Below are 17,260 nucleotides of genomic sequence, written 5' to 3' on the forward strand. Positions count from 1 at the left end.
CAATCCTTTTTCAGTTGCCGCGTGGCAATACCCGCAGCACTTCTTCTGGAGAGGTTACACCGTGGGCAGCCATGGTAAGGCCATTCTCCCACAGGGTGCCGCAGTGCATCTGTTCTCTGGCGGCGCTTTCCAGTTCAAGTCCCGATGTGGCGTGGCTGATGAGCTGGCGGATCCGGCTGTCGACGCAGAGGAGCTCAAAGACGCCGCTGCGGTGGCGATAGCCGGTGTGGTTGCAGTGGGGACATCCCTTCGCGGTGAAGTATGGGGCAGTGAACTGAGGGATCGGCTGTGGCGAAGGTTCGCTGCAGCGGCAATGGGGGCAGAGTCTGCGCACCAGACGCTGCCCGATGACGGCGCTGAGGCCGGAGGCGACGAGAAAGGGTTCCACGCCGATGTCCAGCAGGCGGTTTACGGCAGCGGCTGCGGTGGTGGTGTGTATGGTGGAGAGTACGAGGTGCCCGGTCAGGGCTGCCTGGCAGGCCATAGCTGCCGTTTTGCGGTCGCGAATTTCGCCGATCACAATGACGTCGGGATCCTGTCGCAGCAGGTGGGGCAACAGGGTGGGAAAGTCGAGCCCTGCTTTGGTGTTGACCTGGATCTGGTTCACCAGGGGCAGCTGGTGTTCCACGGGATCTTCGATGGTGATGATTTTTCGGGTCAGGCTGTTGATGTGGCGGATCATGGCGTACAGAGTTGTGGTTTTGCCACTGCCGGTGGGGCCGGCGACCAGAATCATGCCGCTGCTGTTGCCAAGTCGCACCAGAAGTTCAGGCAGCGTGGCTCCCATCTCCAGCTCCTCAAGGGTAGGTTGCTTGTCGGGGGAGGGCAGGATGCGCAGCACGGCGCCTTCTCCGTGGATATTGGCCACGGTGGAAACGCGCATGTCGTAACGCTTGGCCTGAAAAGTGTGCTGGAGTTTGCCGTCCTGGGGCAGGCGGCGCTGGGCAATATCCAGGTGCGCCAAAACTTTGATGCGCGTGATGACGGCCTGCTCCAGTTGCTTGGGGATCATGCTGTGCTCCATCAGGCAACCGTCCACCCGCATGCGCACGCGCATGAACTGGCCGGCAGCTTCGAAATGGATGTCGCTGGCTTCCATGTGCAGGGCGGCCTGCAGCAGGCCATTGACCATATCGATGGCCTGGTTGCTTCCTTCCGGGCTGGTGGTGTCATGGGTCTGCAGGGTGGCTGTCTGGGTGGAGGGCTGCGGGGGGAGCAGGTGTTCTTCCAGGAGGGACTGTGAGATGAGGGCTTTATGCACGGAGGTGTCGAAGTGGCGCCCGATGGTGTCGGCGGCGGCAAGATTGAGGGGGTCCACGATGCCCAGCAGGATGCCGCCGCTTTCGGTGCGGCTCAGGGGCAGAATGCCTTCATCCCTGAGCCATGCGGCCTCCAGACCCTCCTGAAGCGACCTGTCAATGGCGATTCTGTTCAGATCAACCATGGGAAAATGAAACTGGGTGGCGAGGGCTTGCAGGAGTTGGTCTTCTGCAATAAAACCCAGTTCACAGCACTGCTGACCAATGCGCATGCCGCTGTAGCGTTGCTGATTCAGTGCATTGTGCAGCTGTGCTTCGGAGATGCAACCCATCTCCAAGAGGATCTGCCCGAGTTTCATGGTGCCTCCTCGCCGGGGTTTCAAATGGAATTATAGTATCCGCGCGGATTATATCAAGTAAAACTCAAGCTTTTTAACGTAATATGAAAAAAACTTTTTGACTGCCGGGCTCGCTTCTGCGCCGAATTCCATGGCATAGTGAAACACAAAGCTTTTTTTTTGCCGTTGGTAACGGAAACGATGTTCTGGCGAAATGGTTTCGGTATAGTGTCAGACTGTTGTGCTGATTGTGCAGGTTGCTGAAGACTTCGTAAACAGGCAGACAATGGAAAGTGTCTCACTGCGGGCAGCAGGTGAGCGCCTTTCAACAGTCTGCAGCTAACTGGCCCAGAACCTTCATTGGCAGGGAGTGTGTATGAACATTCACGAGTATCAGGGCAAAGAACTTTTTGAGCAGTATGGCATTCCTGTTCCCAAGGGCAAAGTGGCCTACACCAACTGGCAGGCTGAAGACATCACCCGCAGCCTGGGCGGGAAATCTGTCGTTAAAGTACAAATCCACGCGGGCAACCGCGGTGCCAGTGGTGGCGTGAAGCTGGTAAGCAGCTCCAAGGAAGCCAAGGACCTGGCAGAACACTTTTTTAATACCCCTATCAAGACAGCTCAGACGGGCGGAAAATCCAAGCAGGTGCGGCGCATCCTGGTGGAAGAGCAGCGTGTCATCAACAAGGAATTCTACCTGAGCATGATCGTTGACCGCGAAGAGCGTCGCATTGCCATTATCGCCTCCACCGAAGGCGGTGTGAATATCGAGGAAGTCGCCGAGCAGCATCCCGAAAAAATTCTCATGGAGCACATAGAGCTCTCCATCGGCATTCTGGACTTCCAGATCCGCAAGCTGGCCTTTTCCCTCGGGCTGGCCGGGGAGCAGATCCGCCAGTTTTCCACCATTGTCAAAGGTCTCTATAAGCTCTTTACGGAAAAAGACTGCAGCCAGATTGAGATCAACCCCCTGATTGTCACCGACGATGGCAGCCTGTTGGCCCTTGATGCCAAGGTGAATTTCGATGAAAACGCCCTGATGCGTCATCCCGAAATTCTTGAGCTGCGGGATTTTGCCGAAGAGGACCCCCTGGAAGTGGAGGCCAGCCGCTATAATCTCAGTTACATCGCCCTTGACGGCACCATTGGCTGTATGGTCAACGGCGCTGGCCTGGCCATGGCTACCATGGACATCATCCAGCACTATGGCGGCGAGCCGGCCAATTTCCTGGATGTGGGAGGCGGTGCCAATACAGAGAAGGTTTCCAACGCCTTCAGCATCATTCTGCGCGACGAAAAGGTCAAAGCCATCCTGGTCAATATTTTCGGTGGCATCATGAAGTGTGACATCATTGCCCAGGGTGTGGTGGAAGCCGCGAAGACCATGGATGTCAAGGTACCCATTATCATTCGCCTGGCGGGAACCAACCTGGAGGAAGGCATGAAGGTTATCGAACAGTCGGGGCAGAACCTGATTGTGGCCAAAACCCTGGAGGAAGCCGCCAAGCTTGCGGTGGAAAAAGCCAGAGGAGGTGTGGCATGAGTATCCTGGTCAACTCCGATACCCGTGTTATCACCCAGGGCATCACTGGCAGCCAGGGGCTGTTTCACACAGAAATGGCCCTGAAGTATGGCACCAGAATGGTGGGCGGCGTAACCCCCGGCAAGGGTGGCACGACGGCCCTGGATGGCAAGGTTCCCGTCTTCAACTCCGTGGCCCAGGCCGTAAGCGAAACCGGTGCCAACGCCTCCATGATCTATGTTCCGCCCCTCTTTGCCGCCGACGCCATCATGGAAGCGGCCGACGCGGGCGTGGAAATCATCGCCTGCATAACCGAGGGCATTCCCATTCTCGATATGATCCGCGTCAAGGACTTTCTGCGCACCACGCCGGGCATCAAGCTGATTGGCCCCAACTGCCCCGGCATCATCACCCCCGACGAGTGTAAAATCGGCATCATGCCGGGATATATTCACAAGCGGGGCCATATCGGTATTGTCTCGCGCAGCGGCACCCTGACCTATGAGGCGGTCAACCAGCTCAGCTCCCGCAATCTGGGACAGAGCACAGTGGTGGGTATTGGTGGCGATCCCATCAACGGCTTGACGCATCTGGATATCATGAAGCGCTTCGCCGCTGACGATGATACTCTGGCCGTGGTGATGATTGGCGAAATTGGCGGTTCCAATGAGGAAAAGGCTGCCCAGTGGGTGGCGGAGAATATGCGTCACAAGCCGGTCGTTGGCTTTATTGCCGGCGCCACGGCCCCCGAGGGCAAGCGCATGGGCCACGCCGGGGCCATTGTCAGCGGCAATACCGGCTCGGCCCAGTCCAAGATCAGTGCCATGAAAGACGCCGGTATCCGCGTTGCCCCTACCATTGTTGATATCGGGACCATCATGGAGCAGTTCCTGCTCGATATGGACCTGTTGGATAGCTGCAGGATTTCATCTTAAGTAAATACAAAGAGGAAAGTGAGGAAGAACGATGACAAAAAAGGATATATACCAGGAGTCCCTGGAATATCACAGCACCGGCCGTAAGGGAAAGATCGAAGTAATCGTGACCAAGCCTTTTGAGACCCAAAAAGACCTGTCTCTGGCTTACAGCCCCGGCGTTGCCCGCCCTTGCGAGGAAATTGCCAAGGATCCGGAAGCCGCCTACGAATACACTGCCAAAGGGAACCTGGTAGCCGTTATCTCCAACGGTACTGCCGTCCTGGGCCTGGGTGACATCGGCGCCCTGGCTGGCAAGCCCGTTATGGAAGGCAAGGGTTCACTGTTCAAGAAGTTTGCTGATATTGATGTTTTCGACATCGAACTGCAATCCAAGGATAAGGACGAGATCGTCCGCACCTGTGAGCTGATCTCCCCCACCTTCGGTGGCATCAACCTGGAAGACATCGGCGCGCCCGACTGCTTCTACATTGAGGAAACCCTGCAGGAGAAAGTGGACATCCCCGTTTTCCACGACGACCAGCACGGCACCGCCATCATCTCCGCCGCCGCTCTGCTCAACGCCATCGAGATCACCGGCAAGGATATCAGTAAAATCAAAGCGGTTTTCAACGGTGCTGGCGCTGCCGGTATCGCCTGCGCCCAGCTCTTCGTCGACCTGGGCCTGCGCAAGGAAAACCTGGTGGTATGTGACTCCAAAGGAACCATCTACAAGGGCCGCACCCAGTCCATGAACCCATACAAAGAGCGCTTTGCCGTCGAAACCGACGCCCGCACCCTGGAAGAAGCCATGGTGGGAGCCGACCTGTTCTGCGGCGTGAGCGTCGCTGGAGCGGTCACCAAGGAGATGCTCAAAACCATGGCCCCCAATCCCATTGTCTTCGCCATGGCCAACCCCGAGCCAGAAATCACCTACCCCGATGCCGTCGAAGCTCGCCCTGACTGCATCATGGCCACCGGCCGCAGCGACTACCCCAACCAGGTTAACAACGTCCTGTGCTTCCCCTTCCTGTTCCGCGGAGCCCTGGATGTGCGCGCCACCAAAATCAACGCCGAAATGAAGATCGCCGCTGTACGCGCCATCGCCGCCCTGGCCAAGGAAGAGGTTCCCGATTCCGTCCTCAAGGCCTATGGTGTGGATAACTTCGAGTACGGCAAGGAATACATCATTCCCAAGCCCTTCGATCCCCGCGCCCTGCTCTACATTGCTCCAGCCGTTGCCAAAGCGGCCATGGATACCGGTGTGGCCCGCAAGCCCATCAAGGATTTCGACGCCTACCGCGAGCAGCTGGAATCCACCCTGGGCCGCTCCAAGGCCATCATGCGCTACGCCTTCAACCAGGTGAAGAAGCGCAACTTCAAAGTGGCATTCCCCGAAGGTGCCAACGAAACGGTTATTCGCGCCGTTGGTCGTATTCTGGACGAAAACCTGGTGCACCCCGTGCTGCTGGGTGACAAGGGCGCTATCGGCAGCCTGCTGGAAAAACACGCCATTGACGTGTCCAAAGTCACTGTTATTGATCCCCAGGAGAATGGCAAGAGTGGCGAGTATGCCCAGAGCATCTACGAAAAACGTCAGCGCAAGGGCATGACCATTTCCCGCGCCCGCGACCTCATGCACAAGGATACCGGTTACTACGGTGCCATGATGCTGGAGAAGGGTGACGTTGACGGCCTGATCAGCGGTCAGGATATGAGCTATCCCGACGGCATCCGCCCCATCCTCACCTGCATTAAGAACGAAGATCCCCACGGTGCCGTGGCTGGTGTCTATATGATGGTATTCAAAGGACGCACCATGTTCTTTGCCGATACCACCGTCAACATCGACCCCTCCGCCGAGCAGCTGGCCAAAATCGCCATCTCCGTATCCAAGTTTGTCAAGGAGTTCGCCATTACTCCCAAAGTGGCCATGCTCTCCTTCTCCAACTTCGGCTCCGCTCCTGTGCCCGAGTCCCAGAAGATCGCCAAGGCCACTGCCCTGGTGAAAGAGTGGGCTCCCGATCTGGAAATCGACGGCGAAATGCAGGGCAATATCGCCTTCAACGAGAAGCTGCGCGGCGAGCTCTTCCCCTTCAGCACCCTCAAGGGAGAGCCCAATATCCTGATCTTCCCGGATCTTGGCTCGGCCAACATCGCCTACAAGCTGCTGATGCGCACCGCTGAAGTTGATGCCATCGGGCCGATCCTGGTTGGCCTCGACAAATCCGCCCACGTTCTGGAGCGCGGCTCCACCGTGGAGGACATCGTCAACCTCACCGCTCTGGCTGGTCTGAAGGCAATTCAGCACAACTCCTGATCCGCTGATCCGCTTTCGCCCGTATCAAGCCCCCGCAGAGTCTGCGGGGGCTTTTTGCGTTGACACCGGCTCCCGATTATGGTGTGGTTTCTCAACCTGTATCCGTTATTTTTTTGAGGAGCTCACTATGTCACCACTGTTTGCCTATCTTCTGCTGGGGGGCAACCTGCTGCTCCTGGCTATGCTGGCCCTGATCTGGAATACCCTGCGCCGTCCGGCTGATACCTCCCTGGAGCGCGCTCTGCGCGAAGAGCTCCGCAGCGCCCGCGATGAGACGGCTCGTCAGGCCCGTGAGCTGCGCGAAGAAGTGGCCTCGGCCCAGATAAAGGCCACAGAGATGCTGGTCAGTACCGTGAACACCCTGGGGGATAACCAGAAGAACCTGCTGGACAGACTGACCCAGGCGACCAGCACGGCGGGAACCCAGATGCGCGCCGAGATAGAGCAGCTCATCCTGCGCAATGGCGAAGGCCTGAAAGAAGTGCAGACGACCACGGATATCAAGCTGGAAAAGGTGCGTGCCACGACCGACGAGCGCTTTGAACGCATTCGCCTGACCCTGGATGAGAAGCTGCGCGGCATGGGTGAAAACCAGCAGAAACACCTGGGTGAAGTGGTGACCGCCCTGCAGAGCGTGGAGCGCTCACTGCGGCAGGAACAGGAGAAAGCCCGCGAAGCTCTGGATTTGAAGTTTCGTCAGATACAGGAGAGCAACGAAAAGAAGCTGGATCAGATGCGCCAGACGGTGGACGAGAAACTTCACAGCACCCTGGAAAAGCGACTGGGTGAATCCTTCAAGCTGGTCAGTGAACGCCTTGAGGCCGTGCAGCGCGGACTGGGGGAGATGCAGACCCTGGCCAACGGTGTCGGCGACCTCAAGCGCGTGCTCAGCAACGTCAAGGAGCGGGGCACCTGGGGCGAGTACCAGCTGGGTGCCATCCTGGCGGAAATCCTCACCCCCGAGCAGTACGCACAGAATGTGCGGGTCAAGGACGGACGCGAAAGTGTGGAATTCGCCATCAAGCTGCCGGGGCGCAGTGATCAGCATGATAATCCCGTGTGGCTGCCCATAGACTCCAAGTTTCCCAAAGAGGCATACGAGCGGCTGGTGGAGGCATCCACCATTGCCGATGCCCAAGGGACTCAGCAGGCGGCGGCGGAGCTGTGCCGGGCCGTGACCAAGATGGCGCGGGATATCCAGGAGAAGTACATCAATCCGCCGGTCAGCACCGATTTTGCCATCCTCTTTCTGCCCACCGAAGGGCTCTTTGCCGAGGTGCTGCGTCAGCCGGGGCTGCACGATGAGCTGCAGCAGAAACACCGAGTGCTGGTGGCTGGCCCCACTACCCTTTCCGCCATACTGAACAGCCTGCGGGTCGGTTTCCAGACGCTGGTTATCGAGAAGCGCGCCAGTGAAGTCTGGACGGTGCTGGGTGCTGTGAAAACCGAATTCGGGAAATTTGGCGATGTGCTGGAGAAAGTGAAGAAGCAGATTCACACCGTCTCCAACACCCTGGATGAGTCTTCGCGCCGCACCCGGGTGATGGAGCGCAAACTGCGCAGTGTGGAAGAGCTGCCCGCCGATCAGACCAGTGTCGTGCTGGCACTTTCTGCCAGCGCGGATGACGAGGTGGAGGAGCAGCCCTCGTTGTAATTATTTACGGTGTGTTGGTACTCGCGCCAGCATTCCTCCCAGAGGCGCTCACTTTCATCCGAGGACCTACGTCTCTGCCGCTCGCCATCCGGGCTCGCTCTCGGAATACTGGTGCTCCTGCTGAAAAAAACGCAGGGTAGCCGTGAATGGTTACCCCTGGTTTTTCTCTCTTCCCGTTGACGCAACAAGGGTGTCAAGTTTCGCATCTTGTTGTCTTAGGTTAAGGTGTTATTATTCTGACATTTATCGCGCGGAAACTGTATTGATTTTGAATGCTTGACTTATCTGGTATTCCACTTTTTGTTTCCGGATGTTGTCCTTTTTGACCGCGCAAAAAGGACACAAAAACGCGCCCCCCGAACGCCCGTTTTTCCGGATCGTTGGCTCGCCTGTCCTGGAGATCCGGCAGACACTGCATCCCTGCAGTGCTGCCGGACCACTCACTTCCTGTGAGTGTCCCGTTCGGGTCTTGCCAGCCAGGCGTCGCACTCACCGGACGGGCTCAGGGGGGAACGGCCTGCTTCTGCCTCTCCCCCGTGTTCTTTCCCAGCCAGGACGCACCAACTGTCAGGCTGCTGAAAAGCCTCATCTGCGGCGTTGCTCACAAGTGCTCGTCGCTGCGACGTACAGGAAGTACGCCTCACTCCTCACCTTGCTTGCGCCTTGCACCTGAGAGCTTTTCAATTGCCTGTATAACGCGATGGACCCGCAGGGTTGCCGCCACGACGGCGGCAACCGCAAACCAAAAGCCACGGAGGGCGGTTGTTTGCGGTCCCCAGTTCCAGGCAAGCGGACGGCTGATAAGGACAGCACTGGGGATCGCTTCCCAGCCACTTTTGGCGACCCAAAAGTGGCAAATAACTCATAAAAAGGTAAAGGTAATGTAAGCGACGCAGTCTGTGGAGAACCACTCCCCCTCATTTCAGCATGACAGAAGGGAAGACGCTAACAACCTGTCGTTTCGGGGATGCGAAACTTCAGAAGGGTCTCGTAGCGCGATGGCAGCTGGTGAGATGGTCGTTGACCATACCCACCGCCTGCATGAAGGCATAGCAGATCGTTGATCCCACAAAGCGCATCCCGTGTTTTTTCAGGTCGCGGCTCAGACGATCTGAGAGGGCCGTGCTGGCCGGTACCTCGCTGATATGGCTCCAGGAGTTGACGATGGGCCGGTTATCCACATAGCCCCACAAAAAGGCGTCCAGAGAGCCATATTGGGCCTGAATCTGCTGTACCGCCCGCGCGTTGCCGATGGCGGAGCGGATTTTCAGGCGGTTGCGCACTATGCCCGCGTCGGCCAGCAGGCGCTGCACATCGTCCTCCGTGAAGGCCGCAACCTTGTCGATGGCAAAACCGGCGAAAGCGCGGCGGTAGTTTTCCCGCTTGCGCAGAATGGTTATCCAGCTCAGCCCCGCCTGGGCGCCTTCCAGAATCAGCATCTCAAAGAGCCTGCGATCATCATGGACGGGAATCCCCCATTCCTCATCGTGATAGGCGATATACAGCGGATCATCGCCGCACCAGTCACAGCGTCTGGTCATAGCTTCCCCCGTATCTTTCAGAATGTGAGCCCGGGATCCTTCCGGCTTGCCTGGAAGCGCGCCAGAATACTCTGGGCTTTGGCGGCTTTGCTGGTCAGCACTGCTTCCTCGGGAACCCAGCGGCTGACCAGACCGTGATGGGCCTCAGCGCCCTGCAGGTTCAGCGGATGCACCTCCCGGCTGTTGTCGATGGTAATGGCAAAGAAGAAGACCTTCTCATCGCTCATGCCCACAGAACTGTAGACATATCCCAGATCAAGCAGCTCGCCGGGCTGCGCGTCAATTCCCGCCTCTTCACGCAGCTCGCGCACTGCCGTCTGCAGGGGTGTCTCTCCGGCATCTATCAGCCCGGCCGGGAATTCCAGCACCCGCTGGGCCACCGGTGGCCGGTACTGCTCCACCATCAGGTAGAGGCCCGTATCGCGATTGTGAATCAGGACGATAACCGCTCCTTCGCACTGTACCCGGCTGACATACTCCCAGCCGTCTCTGCTTTTCAGTTCAAGATACTTTCCCACGCGAATTCCTCCATCAGAATATCGAGAGCCCGGTGCGTGACGTGAACATTTCCAGGGCCTTCTGTCCCAGCAGAGAGTTGTGGCTGGCATCCAGAGCCGGAGACCACACGCACAGGCTCAAGGTGTCCGGCACAATCGCCACAATACCTCCTCCCACACCACTTTTACAGGGCAGGCCGATGAGAAAGGCGAATTCACCGGCCGCGTCATAGGTGCCGCAGGTCAGCATCAGGGCGTTGATGCGGCGGGCCTGCCGGGCGCTGATCACCTGTACCCCGCTGAAGGGGTGGCTGCCATCGCGACACAGGAAATTGACTGCCCGGGCCAGCTGCAGGCAATTCATGGGGATGGCGCACTGGCGGAAGTAGACATCCAGCACCGTGCAGACGTCATTGTCCAGTTTGCCGAAGCTCTTGATGAAGTTCGCCAGCGCCACGTTGCGAAATCCGGTGGCTGCTTCGGAAGCAGCCACTTCCTCGTCAATGTGTACCGGCTCGTCGCAGAGGCTGGATATCAGGGCCAGCATCTCGGACTTGGGGTCATCGCCGCAGGTGACCAGACAGTCGGCTACCGCAATGGCACCCGCGTTGATAAAGGGATTACGGGGAATGCCCTGCTCGCTCTCCAGCTGCATCAGGGAGTTAAAGGGATTCCCGGAAGGCTCCCTGCCGATGCGTTCCCACAAACGCTCCCCTGCCAGGCGCATGGCCATGGTCAGCGAGAAGACCTTGGAAATACTCTGGATGGAAAAAGGCGTCATGGCATCGCCAGCCCAGGCCTCGACCCCATCGCGGGTGCGCAGGGCGATGCCGAACTGGCAGGGGTTGACCCGGGCCAGCGCTGGAATGTAGTTGGCGACTGCCCCCGCTTTGCCGAGCTGCGGGCGAATCGCCGCGACAATATCATCGAGAATTTCCTGAGAGTTCATAGCTTAACCCTCCCCTGTACGAGTTTCAACACCTGCCAGTGCCACAGCCACCTCCGCAGCCAGCGGAAAAACGCTCCGGCGCCAGCGCCACCAGCAGCTTCTGGGGAAGCCCCTCAAGGCTGCGACCGGGGGACAGGTGGTGCCACCAGGGCGGAATGCGATTGGTCAGAATCATGATTGCAACGGGAATATCCAGCGACCAACCCGCCATGGCGTGCTGCCCGAATGTGCCGCCGCTGTGCCAGGCCACCCGGCCCAGGCGCGAATCCTGGCTCAACATCCAGCCAAGCCCCATCCAGGTACCCCGGCCCACTGTGGCCTGGGGCTGCACCATCAAACCCGCCAGCGACACCCAGGGCTCGCCGGAGGCACCCATCTGGGCCAGCAGAAACTTCATCATATCCTCCCCCGTGGAGCGCCACACCCCCGCCGGCTCCATGCCACGCCACTGAAAGGGCGGCACCCGCCGTCCCCGTGAATCATGGCCCTGCACCAGGCGTTCGGCGGGATAGCCTTCATGGTCAATGGCCGTATCGCGCATTCCCAGAGGCTCCAGAATCAGCTCCCTCACCGCATCCCCGTAGGACTTGCCACATGCCTCAGCCAGAATGCGGCCCAGCAGCGCCATACCCACATTGGAGTAACGCATCTTGCCCGCACCACGCAGAACACGGGGCTGACGCAGCAGAAAGTGGCCCAGATCGTCCGGACCGAACGCCTCAGCCAGCTGACGCCCCCGCAGCAGCATCTGCCAGGTGGGAAACACATCACGGGGCAGACCGGAAGTATGGGTGGCCAGCTGATGCAGAGTCATGCTCTCGGCCCAGGGAAACTGAGGGAAGAAACGGCTGACCGGATCCGTCAGACCCAGCTCGCCCCGCTGCACCAAAAGCGCCAGCAGCGTCGTAGTAAAGAGCTTGCCCACCGAACCGACCTCAAACACCGGCAGCTCCATCCCCTCGACATCACCATGCCGCCAACTCCAGGAATCATGGCCGAGGCGCACCTGCACCTCCACGGCACTGCGCGGTGAACGGGCGAGAAAGGTCTTAAGCACGGAAAGAGCGGCATCGGTATGCATGGGAAGGTTCCTTTTGCAGGCTGCTGAGAAGTCCCCACCTGTGGCATTGCACCTTTGGACTTTTCAATTACCTGTCTGAATAATGTGTTTTCAGCAAGCAGTTAAAATTTGTCTTTTCTCTCTTGCAATTACGGTTATTCCTGTCATTCCACGTCATCACCTCAGTACAAGAACCCAAACAGCCACAGTGGCACTTTTCTGCCCGAGCCGATTTCCAGACCATCGGCGATGACCCAGGCGTTGTCGAGATCCTGTACCTGTCCGAAGCCCTTTGTCCTGCCTCCGATTTCCATGGTGTACTTTTCGTCTACAAGAAAGTCGCCCTGATCCAGATAGTGCAACTGGTGGTGGACGCCTGCCATGCTGGCAAAAAAGGTTTCCCGCAGGGTGCCTTTTTCCTTTTCCACGCTGAGGGCGGAGAAGAGGTTGGTATTGGACAGGTAGAGTTTATCGGCCTTGCGGATGGCTCCGAAGCGTTTGGCTTCGTGGCTTATGTGGCGCACCAGTTCGGCGCGGCTGAGGTAGTCGATGTACTTGTACAGGGTGGTTTTGGTTATACCGGTCAGGGAGGCCAGCTTGTCGATGGAAAGTTCCAGCGGTTTCGAGATGCTGATGGTGTGCAGCAGTTTCTTCAGGGTGGCAATTTTGTCGGGCGGGATATGGAAGAGTTTGCCGAGGTCGCTGTGCAGGGCCGTGTTTATGGTTTCGCCGAGACGATCCACATACTTGTGCGTGTCTTCAAAGTAAAAGGGGTAAGCGCCAACACGCAGGTACTCTTCAAAGTACTTGAGTATTTTACCGTTTGGGAGTGCCTGGATAAGGCGATGGGCCAGGGCTTCATGGTCTGCCAGCAGCTCCGGCAACGTCACTGGTTCCAGCTGAATTGACAGGGAGATTTCCAGGTACTCGCGCAGTGAGAGGATGGGAAGGTGGTACATGGAATAGCGGCGCGCAAAATCCGGGTTGGTGATGCGCACTGCCGAAGAACCGGAGAAGTACACCCGAATATTCAGGAAGTCATAGATGGATTTGAGGTGGGCCTCAAAATCCTCTGCCTCGTGAATTTCGTCAATCACCATGCACTCGCCGCCGCTTTTGCAGAAGCTGTCCACAAGGTCAAAAAGCGATACTCCCTGCAGCATGGGATGATCACAGGAGATATAGAGGGTGTTTTCCCGCTGGAGGGGCAGGTTGCGCAGCACCTGCAGCAGCAGAGTGGTTTTCCCCACGCCACGGGCACCGTAAACGCCTGTGATGCGGCTTTGGGAAGCAGCGATCTGCGGATAGTGAAAGCGCTGATACTTTGGCAGGGGCATATTCTGTTTGAGCAGCGAAAGGCGCTTGGCACCGAGAAGAATCTCTTCCATGGCTATCCTCCAGAAAAAACACTGCCGCAAGCTAGTCTATTGCGTTAGACTATAACCCATGATTTTAGTCTAATGCAATAGACTATCGCGTGTCACTCAGCAACGGGTACTTCTTTCGTGCCGTCGCGGCGTTCCACCCAGCCACCTGCCTGATAATGCCCATACCACTCCAGCAATGCCTGTTGTTCGGTGGTCCTTTCCCCTTGCCTTTTCAGAGCCGACATGACCAGTGCCAGATCATCCTCCACATCCACGTCAGCCAGGGGCTCCAGACTGGTAACCGGTGCAAACTTTTCCACACCAGCTGTCCACTGGGCAGCGGTCTGAGCACAGCTATAGGGGACATCGGTCCATGCTTTTGCTGGCAGGGGAATATTCACCCCGCACAAGTAGAAGCCTCCATCGGTGCAGAGGCCAAGCACCGCGCGGGGCTGGGAGTCGGCAAGGATTTCCAGCGCCTGGGCGATGTGGCTGATGTGCAGCTGGGGTGAGTCGGCCCCCAGCAGGATGGCGCTGCCGTGGCGACTTTGAAGGCATTGATAGACGTGGTGGAGGCGATCGCCGAGGCCACCCTCTCCCTGGCTGATGGTGGGGAAATCCTGCCAGAGGGGATCATGCAGGGCATTGTCTTCCGCCACAGCCCAGTAGGGCTGGATATTCCGGCTGATGGCAGCCTGTTTCAGAACGGAAGCCACCGCCAGGGCCGAGAGGCGGTGAAACTCCTCTGCCGCTGATTGTCCGATGGCAGCAGCCAGGCGGGTTTTGAGGGGGGAGTATCCGGGGGTTTTGACAAAGATGGCGGCGGCGGTCATGGCAGGCTCCGTTTGGAATTTCGTTGCGTTGAACGCCACTTCAGGTACTGGGGCACGGCCTGCCGGATGGTCAGCAAGCCATGCCGGGTGCTGGTGCGCAGCCAGCCCTGTTGCCGGTACTTGCGGGCGCTGGTGCGGATGGTGCCGCCACTCCAGCCCAGGGAAAATCCGTGCTGGCGCACGGCCCAGGCCAGCAGGTGGTCCTCGCCGTAGGGGGCGGTTTCATCGTAGCCTCCCACCTGTTGGAAAAGGGATCGCGGCAACAAAAATCCCTGGTCGCCGAAGGGCATGCCGCCGTATCGGGAGCGCAACCAGGCCCCAAAGGCAGTGATGGGCATAAGGGCGGAGCCGTCGGCCAGAAACTCCAGGCGGAAGTACCACAGGCGTGGCTCATGTTCCCCTGCTATTATGGAGTGCAGGGCGGGCAGAGTGGTTGGATCCAGGCGGCTGTCGGCGTGCAGAAACCACAGCCATTGACGGGAACTGTGACCCGCACCGGCATTCATCTGCTGTGCCCTGCCCGACGCGCTCACTATCCATTTCACTGCCTGGGTATTGGCCGCCCGATCCGGTGGCGGTTCAGGGGATACCAGCAGCACCTCGCCGCCTTCCTGCAGTACTGGCTGCAGATCGGGCAGCAGTTCGCGCCAGGTGGTGTCCCCTGGGGCAACGGGGATGATAATGGAGAGTTGCGGGTACAATGCCATGACTCCTCAGCCTCCCCGGCGCCAGCGGTGGAATCGCTCCACCCACTGCAGCAGTTTGACCGGGGCGTGGGCCTTCTTCCAGTTTCCGGCGGCAAAGCGATTGGCTTCGGCGTAGGTGGGGTAGATGTGGATGGTTCCCAGCACCTTGCCCATTCCCAGTCCATGCTTCATGGCCAGTATCCACTCACTGATGATATCTCCCGCCCGGGGCCCCACAATGGTAACGCCCAGTATTTTGTCCTTGCCCGGTGGCGTCAGTACCTTGATAAACCCCTGGGCGCAATCATCGGCGATGGCCCGGTCCAGGTCGGCCAGGTCGTAGCGGGTGACTTCATGGGTCACGCCCTTTTCCCTGGCTTCCCGTTCACTGAGGCCAACCCTTGCCACTTCAGGGCTGGTGAAGGTGCACCAGGGAATGACCCGATAGTCCACCCGCAGCTTGTGCAGGGGGCGCAGCAGGGCATTGATGCAGGCGTAACCGGCCTGGTGGGAAGCGGTGTGGGTGAACTGGTAGGGACCGGCCACATCGCCACAGGCGTAGATATTGGGAATGGTGGTTCGCAGGTATTTGTCGGTAACAATGGTGCCATCGGCAGCCGTCTCTATGCCCAGCTCCGCCAGGCCGAAATCTTCGGTGCGCGGTTTGCGTCCCAAGGCGACCAGAATGGCATCGCAAACTATGGCGAACTCCTGCCCCGTTTCACGGTCAACCGCCAGCAGGGCTGGTGAATTCTCACCGGAACTCTGCACTTCCCTGGCTTCATGGTTGACCAGAACTTCGACCCCTTCGCCCTGCAGCACGTTGGCCATCAGCTGCGCCACGTCCCGGTCCTCCTTGGGCAGCAGCTGTGCATTGCGCTGGACAATGGTCACTGCGGAGCCAAGGCGCGCAAAGGCCTGAGCCAGTTCGCAGCCAATGGGGCCGCCCCCCAGTACTACCAGGCGCTGGGGCAGGGCTTTCATGTCCCAGATGGTATCGCTGGTGTAGTGGGGAATCTGTGCCAGTCCCGGCAGATCGGGAGTCCACGGGGAGGCGCCAGTGGCGATGAGAATGCTGCGGGTGCTGATGGTCTGGTCGCCTACCTTCACATGGTACGGGTCTACAATGCGGGCGTGGCCGTGCAGGCAGTGGGTCCCCAGCTCATCCTGGTAGCGCTCCACGCTGTCGTGGGGTTCAATGCGGGCAATGGCGGCGCGGACGTGATCCATAACCCGTTCAAAGTCCAGGGCCTGCTCCTGCCACGGCATGCCCAGTTTGTTTCCCTGGCGCTGGATATGGCGCACCTTGGCCGCGTGCAGCAGGGCCTTGCTGGGGACACAGCCCGTATTCAGGCAGTCACCGCCCATCTTGTCCCGCTCGATCAGGGCTACGCGGGCCTTCAGGGTGCGCCCCACATAGGCGCTGACCAGTCCTGCAGATCCGGCACCGATAATGGCCAGATCGTAGTCAAAGCGCTTGGGTTTGGGGAAGCGCACCAGGCGTTTGCGGGCCACCAGCAGCTCCACCACTTTTTTGGCGACGAGGGGAAAAACGCCGATCAGGGCAAAGGAGAAAATCAGCGCAGGTGAGAGAATGCCCTGCAGGGAATCGAGCCGAGCCAGCTGGGTTCCCGCGTTGACATAGACCGCCGTGCCCGCCAGCATGCCCACCTGGCTGACCGCAAAGAACGTGACCGTGCGCATGGGGGTCAGGGCCATGAGAATATTGATGAGAAAAAACGGAAAGACGGGGATCAGCCGCAGGGTAAAGAGGTAAAAGGCCCCTTCGCGTTCCACACCGGCATTGACGCGTTTGAGGTGCTCTCCAAAGCGCTGTTGGACAAAATCACGCAAGAGAAAGCGCGCCACCAGGAAGGCACAGGTAGCACCGATGGTGCTGGCAAAGGAGACCGCCACCAGCCCGGTAGCAAAGCCGAAGATGGCCCCGCCCGCCAGGGTCATGATTACCGCCCCCGGAATAGAGAGGGCCGTAACCACCACATAGAGAGCCATGTACAGGGCGATGACCGGCGCCTGGTTGTCGCGGTAGTAATTCACCAGCTGCCCATGCTGGCTTTTGAGGGCATCCAGGCTCAAATAGGTCCCGAAAAAGTGGGAGAGAACAAGCCAGGCCGCTGCCAGCAGGGCCAGGATGGCGACAATACGTAAAGTGGATTTCATGGGTGCTCACATAATAGTTGATTGCGATTCGACATTCTGGATAGTGTACGTCCAGCTGCTTGTTCACGCATCCCGTATTTCGCCGTGGGATGGAAAAGGTTACCCGCTGAGTAGCTATATCGCGGAATACTGAAAC

13 protein-coding genes are annotated in these 17,260 nt (G+C 58.7%); 4 read left to right on the plus strand and 9 right to left on the minus strand.

Annotated elements, in window-relative coordinates; translation table 11 throughout:
- Window positions 1-10: 10 nt before the first annotated feature.
- Window positions 11-1,618, minus strand: coding sequence for a GspE/PulE family protein (locus tag SELIN_RS01535; RefSeq protein WP_013504947.1), 1,608 nt, complete (start codon window positions 1,616-1,618; stop codon window positions 11-13).
- Window positions 1,619-1,973: 355 nt separating this feature from the next.
- Between SELIN_RS01535 and sucC the strand changes: the two genes are divergently transcribed.
- The 4 genes from sucC (at window position 1,974) to SELIN_RS01555 (ending at window position 8,010) form a co-directional block, all read left to right on the plus strand.
- The gene (gene sucC / locus SELIN_RS01540; RefSeq protein WP_013504948.1) at window positions 1,974-3,143 is read left to right on the plus strand and encodes an ADP-forming succinate--CoA ligase subunit beta; all 1,170 of its coding nucleotides are present in this window, start codon (window positions 1,974-1,976) and stop codon (window positions 3,141-3,143) included.
- Complete coding sequence (gene sucD / locus SELIN_RS01545) at window positions 3,140-4,057, plus strand: succinate--CoA ligase subunit alpha (protein WP_013504949.1); 918 nt, start codon at window positions 3,140-3,142, stop codon at window positions 4,055-4,057. Before sucC ends, sucD begins: the two co-directional genes overlap by 4 nt.
- Window positions 4,058-4,088: 31 nt before the next feature.
- On the plus strand, window positions 4,089-6,356 hold the full coding sequence (locus SELIN_RS15400) for an NADP-dependent malic enzyme (RefSeq protein ID WP_013504950.1): 2,268 nt from the start codon (window positions 4,089-4,091) through the stop codon (window positions 6,354-6,356).
- Between the two features lie 127 nt (window positions 6,357-6,483).
- Window positions 6,484-8,010, plus strand: a complete 1,527-nt coding sequence (locus SELIN_RS01555; protein WP_013504951.1) for a DNA recombination protein RmuC — start codon at window positions 6,484-6,486, stop codon at window positions 8,008-8,010.
- 977 nt (window positions 8,011-8,987) lie between these two features.
- Here the strand turns inward: SELIN_RS01555 and SELIN_RS01560 are convergent.
- From SELIN_RS01560 to SELIN_RS01595, 8 genes are all read right to left on the minus strand, one after another.
- Window positions 8,988-9,551 carry a DNA-3-methyladenine glycosylase I gene (locus tag SELIN_RS01560; protein ID WP_013504952.1) on the minus strand — a complete coding sequence of 188 codons (564 nt, stop codon included), beginning with the start codon at window positions 9,549-9,551 and terminating at the stop codon, window positions 8,988-8,990.
- Between the two features lie 17 nt (window positions 9,552-9,568).
- Entirely contained in the window at window positions 9,569-10,069 is a 501-nt protein-coding gene (locus SELIN_RS13660) for an NUDIX hydrolase (RefSeq protein ID WP_013504953.1), read from the minus strand.
- 13 nt (window positions 10,070-10,082) lie between these two features.
- Window positions 10,083-10,997, minus strand: coding sequence for a glutaminase (locus SELIN_RS01570; RefSeq protein WP_013504954.1), 915 nt, complete (start codon window positions 10,995-10,997; stop codon window positions 10,083-10,085).
- Between the two features lie 25 nt (window positions 10,998-11,022).
- A complete protein-coding gene (locus SELIN_RS01575) occupies window positions 11,023-12,078 on the minus strand; it encodes a serine hydrolase domain-containing protein (protein WP_013504955.1) in 1,056 nt (351 codons plus the stop codon).
- A 161-nt stretch (window positions 12,079-12,239) separates the two neighbouring features.
- A complete protein-coding gene (locus SELIN_RS01580; RefSeq protein ID WP_013504956.1) occupies window positions 12,240-13,445 on the minus strand; it encodes an ATP-binding protein in 1,206 nt (401 codons plus the stop codon).
- A 92-nt stretch (window positions 13,446-13,537) separates the two neighbouring features.
- Window positions 13,538-14,257: a TIGR04282 family arsenosugar biosynthesis glycosyltransferase gene (locus SELIN_RS01585; protein WP_013504957.1), complete on the minus strand. Its 720-nt coding sequence runs from the start codon at window positions 14,255-14,257 to the stop codon at window positions 13,538-13,540.
- Entirely contained in the window at window positions 14,254-14,964 is a 711-nt protein-coding gene (locus SELIN_RS01590) for a TIGR04283 family arsenosugar biosynthesis glycosyltransferase (protein WP_013504958.1), read from the minus strand. Before SELIN_RS01590 ends, SELIN_RS01585 begins: the two co-directional genes overlap by 4 nt.
- Before the next feature lie 6 nt (window positions 14,965-14,970).
- Entirely contained in the window at window positions 14,971-17,124 is a 2,154-nt protein-coding gene (locus tag SELIN_RS01595) for an FAD-dependent oxidoreductase (protein ID WP_013504959.1), read from the minus strand.
- Window positions 17,125-17,260 lie beyond the last annotated feature (136 nt).

The organism is Desulfurispirillum indicum S5, from assembly GCF_000177635.2.
GTDB lineage: Bacteria > Chrysiogenota > Chrysiogenetes > Chrysiogenales > Chrysiogenaceae > Desulfurispirillum > Desulfurispirillum indicum.